Source organism: Bifidobacterium mongoliense DSM 21395, assembly GCF_000741285.1.
In the GTDB taxonomy this organism is placed as follows: Bacteria; Actinomycetota; Actinomycetes; order Actinomycetales; family Bifidobacteriaceae; genus Bifidobacterium; species Bifidobacterium mongoliense.
The window spans coordinates 42927-50617 of sequence record NZ_JGZE01000017.1 but is presented as its reverse complement, the minus strand read 5'-3'; the positions used below and the strand labels follow the sequence as shown (position 1 = coordinate 50617).

Annotated in this window: 4 protein-coding genes and 1 pseudogene; 4 read left to right on the top strand and 1 reads right to left on the bottom strand. The window is 56.8% G+C overall.

Annotated features, from left to right (window positions below):
• Positions 1 to 180: pseudogene (locus BMON_RS10440) on the bottom strand (hypothetical protein); the annotation flags it as partial.
• Between the two features lie 358 nt (positions 181 to 538).
• On the opposite strand from BMON_RS10440, the gene BMON_RS06880 reads away from it, so the two are divergent.
• The 4 genes from BMON_RS06880 (at position 539) to BMON_RS06865 (ending at position 7672) form a co-directional block, all read left to right on the top strand.
• Positions 539 to 979, top strand: a complete 441-nt coding sequence (locus BMON_RS06880) for a hypothetical protein (RefSeq protein ID WP_033513398.1) — start codon at positions 539 to 541, stop codon at positions 977 to 979.
• A gap of 22 nt (positions 980 to 1001) precedes the next feature.
• Complete coding sequence (locus BMON_RS06875) at positions 1002 to 2360, top strand: hypothetical protein (protein ID WP_152595805.1); 1359 nt, start codon at positions 1002 to 1004, stop codon at positions 2358 to 2360.
• A 166-nt stretch (positions 2361 to 2526) separates the two neighbouring features.
• Positions 2527 to 4146, top strand: a complete 1620-nt coding sequence (locus BMON_RS06870; RefSeq protein ID WP_081882973.1) for a S10 family peptidase — start codon at positions 2527 to 2529, stop codon at positions 4144 to 4146.
• Positions 4147 to 4426: 280 nt separating this feature from the next.
• Positions 4427 to 7672 carry a type I restriction endonuclease subunit R gene (locus BMON_RS06865; protein ID WP_033513394.1) on the top strand — a complete coding sequence of 1082 codons (3246 nt, stop codon included), beginning with the start codon at positions 4427 to 4429 and terminating at the stop codon, positions 7670 to 7672.
• The last annotated feature ends 19 nt before the right edge of the window (positions 7673 to 7691 follow it).

Sequence of the window (7691 nt, the reverse complement as noted above, 5' to 3'; positions counted from 1 at the left end):
GCATCGGGCACGCCTCCCGCCCGCACTGCGCATGCGGCAAGAAAAACGCGAGCCGGGCTCGAATCCGATCGTGATGTGCAATTCGCGTCCGCCGCCCTCCCCCGTCACGCAACTCCACACCCGAAACCCTCCAGGATCAGGCAACTGCAAGGCGGCGGTGAACAACAACGTGGTATCCATACCCCCAAACTACCCGCCAGCCACCTCCACCCGACCAGCCACCCACACCAAACAGCGAAAAGCCAAAAAATATTTTGATCAGCGGTAAACAATAGCAGATACGACTACAGGCATCAACGGGTCTTGTGATGTAGAGAACAGAAATTTGCAGCAGATGGGGAGCCACACGAGATAGGCATGTGATTCGTATCGTCCGCACACCGTCTCGGCCATGACGCGAGGGCCGTCAGACACATGAGCACAAGTGAAACAGGCAGGATAATACAAGTACATTACGCGCGGCTCGCTAGTATCGTGTCGCGTATCCGCGTCCTTTACAATGGTTGAGAACCGAACGCACTAATCCAAGGGGGATCATATGCCGAATAAGGCGACGATGGGTAAGTCGGGCAGTAAGGTGAAGACTGGTGGCAAAGCCGCGGCGGCCATTGGCATTGTTACCATGCTGGCATCGTACATTACTCCGGAGATGATTGAGAAAACGGTAAGCTGGTTGAAAGACCAGCGTTTTTCAGACAAATTCGTTGAATTGTTCAAGATGATTTCTCAGTCCAAGGACAACAATCCGCTGAAGAAAATAGGATACCAATGTGATGCTGTTGAGGAAGCAATTGAAACGAAATCAGCCGAATTCCCGGATGACGCTCCGGTTGCTCAATGGCATCAAGAGTTGGCAAAAATACGAAGGGGCGTCGCTCTTATTTCCAAGGAAACGCAGCCGGATCGTAGAAAGACCAGGTTGCTGCAGCAGCGTTCCAAGAAACTGTTCAACAGCGTATTCGCTGCCGCAATCAACTGATACCAATCTGGAGGGGGTTTGCATGGATGTGCAGAGCATGGTTCCCGCTGATGGCGGAACTGGCGACATACGGGTGTTCACAGATGACCAGGGCATGCTGGTCCTCGGGGATGGTGCTTCCATCGACGCATGGTTGTCCGCTGCGGGACTGCGTGCGCAGGCGCGTGATGTCAAGAAGCAGGCGTTGCTGGCCGGAAGTAAGGGATTCCAAGTACTGGGAAATTCCGCGGCACAGAGCGGCCGCTGGGTGAAACTGACAGAGGAGTCCGCCGCAAAGATGGCGCAATACGGTGGCACCGGCACCGGTGTTCTACGCGGAGGAGGCAAGATTCGTCACATCCTGAAATTCGAGGATCTGTCCAAAGCTTCGTCCTTAGCCAATCCGCAGATGCTGACCGGGGTCGCGAGTGTCATGACGCAGATGGCGCTTGAGCAGGCGATTCAAGAGATCACCGACTACCTTGCCGTGATTGACAGCAAAATCGATGATCTATTACAGGATCAGAAGGATCAGTCAATCGCCAATCTTGTCGGCGTAGCGCATATGATCGACGAAACGATGACGATTCGTGACAACGTGGGCATGGTAACGGAAACCACTTGGTCCAAGGTGGCCGGTTGCGCTCAGGATTTGGTGCGGGCGCAGGGCTATGCACTGCTGAAAATCGAGGGTCTTGCCAAAAAACTCACGGAGACCGGCGACGCCGTTGATGCGGAGCGGTTGAGTGTTCAATTGAGTAACGACCTCGACGAATGGACGTCCATCCTCGGCAATGCCGTGCAACTGCAGGACAAGCTCTATGTACTCGAACTGGATCGCGTAATGGCTGAACGTCCCGAAACCCTCGAGTCTCATCGACGCGGCGTCATTGTGGCGCGACGCATGCGCCTGCACGATATCGAGACCAAATTACTCCAGCTCAACGACAGTGTGCAGCGCTCTGCCCAGACCGTTCGCGGGCAGAAAGTCCTGCATCCTTTCAGTGTGAGCCACACCCTTCAGGTTTTGAACGATGTGAATGAGCGCATGGTCCATTTCGCCATATCGATTGGCATTGAGGCCGAGCACGCTAAAATCGAGATGGCGCCGAAATGGACTGAGGCAGCGGGCAAGCTCATCGTCGATGGTGCGAATCAAGTGGGGCAGGGCGCCAGACAGTTGGGCCACGGCGCTGTACAACTGGGACAGGGCGCGGCCAGATTTGGTGAGAAAACGACCCACGGAATCGTGAATGGGGCCGTGCAGTTCGCTGACGATGCCGCGCGACTGCGGGATACGGGGCAGAGCATCGGCAAAGGAGTCAAGGAACTGGGAGACGACGTGGCGACGGGGATCGCCCAGGTCTCGAAGAATATCTCCGGCTTGCTGGGTAAGCACTAGTAAACAATAACCATGCGAGTGCTACGCCGACCTCAGCGCATACCATTGACCACGATATATAGCATGGTGCAAGCAACGTGTCGTATCGCGGGACGTAGCATATTCGGCCTATCATATTCCATGACACAGCGCCAATGCGGCGATGATGGATCGGAGGGCGGAGAATATGACGGATGCGCAGGCGGCGGGCAGCGACGCTCGTATTGACAACGATCTTAACGGCGCGGTGCCGCATGGTGTGATATCCGGGGCTACGGCCGCCGGGGCGACGGATGGTAGCAGACCTGGCAAGAAAACCCCGGAAACCCCGCTGCAGTCAGAGTCCGAGAGCACCACGCATCATTCGATCGAGCTGGCGTGCAGGCTCTGGCGCTACGACGCTACCGTGGGCACGATCACCATCGACACCGCGAAGGTGAAGCCGGCGGCCAGCATCTTCTACGCCGCGTTCACGGCGGTCGATGCCGAGGGCAAGAGCGACTCCACCCGCCCGGTGACATTCGTCTTCAACGGTGGCCCGGGGTCGTCCAGCACGTTCCTGTTGCTTGGGTCCATCGCGCCCAAGCGCATCGATGTGCCCGACGCGGCACCGGTGCCGGCCGCTCCCTATGGCTTCGTCGACAACGTGCACACGCTGCTGCCCAGCTCCGACCTGGTGTTCATCGACGCAGCCGGTGCAGGCTTCTCCCAGGTGCTCGATAAGGCTAAAGCCGAGTTGTGGTCGGTCGACGGCGACGTGAAGGGCTTCAGTGCGTTCATCCGTGCGTTCCTGAGCAAGTACCACCGCTGGAATTCGCCGAAGTACCTGCTCGGTGAATCCTATGGCACCACCCGTGGCGCGGCGCTCGCGTATCGGCTCCAGCAGGATGGTGCGGCGCTGAACGGCATCGTGCTGATCTCGGACATCCTCGATTACGCGCACACCCTCGACACGTCCGACCAGTTCTACATCGGCTATTTCCCGACCTTCGCCTCCGTGGCGAAATACCATGGCCAGGCCGGTGACGGCGTCGACACCGCCGCCTTCCTCGAGAAAGCCCGAACTTTCGCCAATGAGCAACTGCGTCCGGCGCTCGCACAGGGTGACCGTCTCAGCGACGAGACTAAAGCCCTCGTCGCCAAGCACTACGCGGAGCTCACCGGATTGAGCGAACGCTACGTCGCCGACTCGGATCTGCGCGTGCTCGACATGCGGTTCCGCAAGGAGCTGTTACGCGCCCGCGACCAGATCGTTGGCAGGTACGACGGCAGGGTCGCCGGCTATGACCTGGACCGGATGAGCGACGACGAGACCTTCGTGGTCGACGACTCCTACCTCGACCCGGCATACTCCAGCTTGGTCAACGCGTATCTGCGTGACGAACTCGGATGGCAGGGCAGGCCGGAGCGCAGGGGATTCGCCGACTTCGACTGGGATTCCAGCGAACCGGGCAAGGGCTGGGTATGGAATCACAAGCTGCCGGAGCATGCGAAGACCGCGTGGGGAGCCACCATCCCGTTCCCGAACGTCACTCCGGATCTCGCGGCGGCCATCACGGCACAACCGACACTCAAAGTCCTTATCGGCAACGGCCTCTTCGATCTGTGCACGCCGTTCTTCCAGACCGAATATGACATCGATCACCTCGGTCTGCCCAAGGCGCTGCGCGGCAATATCGCCTTCACGTACTATCCGGCAGGCCATATGCTCTATACCTCCGAGCCCAGTCTGGCCAAGTTTTCGGCCGACCTTGGCCGCTTCTATACAGCCAGCGCGGAGGATCTGCCTTCGATTGACGAGCGGTAGAACCAGAGACTGAGCCGGTGTGGTCATCTCGGGCCAGTGTCGTTCTCCTGCGGGCTGCGCCCGACCGGGAGTCGACATTGGTCCGGCGGCGAGCGGTACATCTCGCGTCCGCGGACATGTCCGAGGCGATGAGAAGAATATTGCACCAGTGATGCCATCGACGGTGACGTTACAGGGAGTTACACGGACAGGTATGCGCCGCCGTTGGGCATGCAGATGAGCATGGGACGGATGCCTTCGCGGTGGATGGTCTCGGTGGGTAGGAAAAGAGGAGCTGGGCATGGAGAGCCATCCGCAGTCGGGCAGCGAGAGCGAATTTGAATCGATGCTGATCGAGCGGCTCTGCAATCGGGGACTGGTACGGGAGCCCGATTCCAAGCGCTCAGAGGATATCGAGCATCGAACACCGCGGTATCTGTCGGCGGAGAAATTCTGGCAGTATGAGCGTGGTATCAGCACAACCAAGCAATTATGGGCCAATTTCAAATCCATCCTTGAACGTCACAATCAGAATGTGCTCGACCACCCGCTGAGCGACGTCGAGTTTGCACAGGTGAAGAACACCATCTCGAATCTGAACACTCCGTATCAGGCCGGCAAGTTCCTCTATGGTCTGAATGGCGTTTCGCAGATTGAAGTCGATTTGGACGATGGCAGGCATGTGTTCCTCACCGTCTTCGACCAGAAGCAGATCGGCGCGGGAGACACGGTCTACCAGGTGGTGAACCAGATTGAGCGCCCCGCCGTCATCGCGGGGAAAGAAAACCGTCGGTTCGACACCACATTGCTCATCAACGGTCTACCTATCATCCAGATCGAAGAAAAGCGCGACACCCACGACGTCAATGAGGCGTTGAACCAGATGCACCAGTACATTGACGAGCTGCAGTATCACGATATCTTCTCGACTCTGCAGATCCTGGTGGCACTTTCACCCAACAACGTGAAATACATGGCCAACACCACGTCGGACCAGTTCAACAAGGACTTCGCGTTCCACTGGCAGCGCAGGGACAACAACGGTATCGTCCGCGATTGGCGTGAGTTCGCCGATTCCATGCTTTCGATCCCCATGGCGCATCAGATGGCGACGAACTTCATGATTCTGGACGGCACACCCAACAAGCGGATGCTCAAGGTCATGCGTCCCTATCAGGTGTATGCCACGCAGGCGGTGCTGAACAAACTCAAATACACCGACTTCGAGATAGCCACCAACAAAATCGGATACATCTGGCACACTACCGGGTCGGGCAAGACCATCACCAGCTTCAAAACGGCCTGGCTGGCAAGCCGTCTGCCGAATGTCGATAAGGTCGTGTTCCTCGTCGACAGGATTGCGTTGACGAAGCAAACGTTGGACAAGTACCAGGCATATGACCCCGATGCGGGAGATGACATGCTCGGTGGCGTGAAGGACACCAACAACACCAACGATCTGCGGCGCAAACTCAAGGCTAAGGATGGTGGCATCATCGTCACCTCCGTGCAGAAACTCGACACTCTCGTCAAGCGGAAGTCCTTCAAGGCTCCGGAGAAGAATATCGTCTTTGTCGTAGACGAAGCGCACCGTTCGACCGGTGGTGATTCATTCCAAACTATTCAGCGGAAGTTTCCCCGTTCGGCTTGGGTCGGGTATACGGGTACGCCGATGTTCGACGACACGACCAAAGGTCTTCGCACGGGTGATATTTTCGGCTCGCTCCTGCATGCCTACACTATTCGCGAAGCCATCGCCGATCACAACGTGTTGGGGTTCAAGGTCGATTTCCGTACGACCATCGATGAAGACAAGATGAAAGAGGAGTATCTGCCGCAGTTCTACCGGAACCGCTATCCGTCGTGGTCCGAGGAGCAGGTTCAGGCGAAGATCGCGAACCTCGATCAAAGAGACATGGATGATGCGATATCGCCCAGCTTCTATGACAACAATGACGAGCATGTTCGTCTTGTGGTCGCGGACGTGTTCGCGAATTGGCGCAATAGGTCGAACGAGTGCAAGTACAACGCCTTGTTCACCACCCACGTCGGTGGGGGAGCGGCGAGTACCCCAATGGCGATGAAGTATTTCGATGAGTTCCAACGGGTCAATGACGAGCATCGACGCAATGGGGGATTGGTGCTCAAGGTCGCCATTACCTTCAGTTACAACACGACGAACAGCGATGACATGCTCAACTCGAACAAGATGCTGTTCCGAGCCATACAGACGTACAACGGAGAATTCGGTACATCGTTCGGCATGGATGACGTCGGTGGTTATACGCAGGACGTCACATCCCGGCTCGACCGAACGGCGAACGACAAACGATATCTTGATCTGGTCATCGTCGTCGATCAGCTCCTCACGGGCTTCGATGCACCCCAGCTCAACACCCTGTACGTCGATCGGACATTGAAGAACGCCGGCTTGATTCAGGCGTATTCGCGTACGAACCGCATCGAGGATATGGACAGCAAGCCGTGGGGCTATATCGTCAATTATCGGTGGCCGGCGAATTCCGAGAAGCTGATGAATGAGGCGCTGGCGATTTACGCCAACAAGAACTCGGCGGAACTGGGGCAGAGGGAGGACCCGGATCTCACGGATTCCGGCGTACTTGCCAAGTCGTTCGAGGAGGTCCTCAAGGCGGTCAGAACGAAGGTCGATAAACTGAGAAGCCTCACGGAGGACTTCCAGCACATTCCTTCATCCGAAAAGCAGCAGGATTTCATGGCGGATGTGATGCGTGAGTACAATGCCGGAGTCTCTCAGCTCAAACAATTCACTCCCGATGAGATCGACGGTGCGAAGACCGGATTCGACTACGATGATCCCGACTCTTTGGTGAAGTCACTGGGTATGAGTGTCGCCGAGGAGAGAACGTTGACGGTGGCGCTCGTTAATGAGCTCAAGAAGGCGATTGCCGGTCGGCATAAGGTTCTGCCGACCCAGATTGATTTGCGGATGACGCATATCAAGGACGTGCAGATCAACTACGACTATCTCACCGAACTCGTGGAGCAGCTCCTGAACGAAGTCCACGAAGGCCGTCATGACGATGCCGCCGATACGCAGGATAAGATTCAAGAATTCGCCAATGGCTTGGAGGATCGCCAGTACGCCACCCGCATCGGCAATGCCGCCGCCGCCATTGCCGGAGGGCACTACCCGCCGGAAGGTTCGGGGTTTGTATATCCGGTAAAGCTTAGGAGCTTGGAGGAAGCGGAGAACGTGATTCGCCGTGCGAATACGGTGACGTTGGATAGGCAACTACAGGATTTCAGAATCAAGTGGGGCATCATCGATGTCATGAGTAGTGAGCAAATGCGTGAACTGTTCGCACGCCACCTTTACGGGTTGCAGGACCTCGATGATATGGGGCAGATCCGACGGTTGGTCGCGCAGGGAAGTAGCGAATATCGCACCCTGGCACATGACGATACGGTTCAACATCTCTCGAAGATTAAGTATCGCAGTGGTCTGCGTGAGGCGATATACGATTTGGCCGATGATTTGACCGTCCATGGGGCGATTTCGGAATGAAGGTACGGCATATGTTGTT